At 66.8% G+C, this 1024-nt stretch carries 1 pseudogene; it reads right to left on the bottom strand.

The annotated features are described in order from the left end of the window. Positions 1-1024: pseudogene (locus tag ACPYOD_RS19115) on the bottom strand (hypothetical protein); the annotation flags it as partial.

Raw genomic sequence — 1024 nt, 5'->3', positions numbered from 1 at the left:
TCCATTGACCGTTGGTGCCGACGGTGGCGGTGCCCTTGGAGGTGCTGCCGTCGAAGAGCTCGACGGTCTGGCTGGCGGCGGCGGTGCCCGAGAGAGTGAGGGTGGTATCGAAGGTGGTGCCGTTGTTCGGCACGTCGTTGCCTTGGGCGTCGCGCACGGCGCTGATCACCGGGATTGTCGCGGTAGCGACGGTGACGGTACGCACGGCCGATTCCGGCTGGCTGCCGTACTGGCCGACGGCCTTGAAGCTGTGATTGCCCACGGCCAGGCCGGTGAGTTGCTTGCTCCATTGACCGTTGGTGCCGACGGTGGCGGTGCCCTTGGAGGTGCTGCCGTCGAAGAGCTCGACGGTCTGGCTGGCGAGGGCGGTGCCCGAGAGAGTGAGGGTGGTATCGAAGGTGGTGCCGTTGTTCGGCACGTCGTTGCCTTGGGCGTCGCGCACGGCGCTGATCACCGGGACTGTCGCGGTAGCGACGGTGACGGTACGCACAGCCGATTCCGGCTGGCTGCCGTACTGGCCGACGGCCTTGAAGCTGTGATTGCCCACGGCCAGGCCGGTGAGTTGCTTGCTCCATTGACCGTTGGTGCCGACGGTGGCGGTGCCCTTGGAGGTGCTGCCGTCGAAGAGCTCGACGGTCTGGCTGGCGAGGGCGGTGCCCGAGAGAGTGAGGGTGGTATCGAAGGTGGTGCCGTTGTTCGGCACGTCGTTGCCTTGGGTGTCGCGCACGGCGCTGATCACCGGGACTGTCGCGGTAGCGACGGTGACGGTACGCACGTTGGACTCCGGCTGGCTGCCGTACTGGCCGACGGCCTTGAAGCTGTGACTGCCCACGGCCAGGCCGGTGAGTTGCTTGCTCCATTGACCGTTGGTGCCGACGGTGGCGGTGCCTTTGGAGGTGCTGCCGTCGAAGAGCTCGACGGTCTGGCTGGCGAGGGCGGTGCCCGAAAGAGTGAGGGTGGTATCGAAGGTGGTGCCGTTGTTCGGCACGTCGTTGCCTTGGGCATCGCGCACGGCGCTGATCAC

The organism is Luteibacter sp. HAY1-4A (assembly GCF_056755355.1).
The sequence above is the reverse complement of the archived record's forward strand: the minus strand, read 5'-3'. Positions and strand labels throughout refer to the sequence as shown.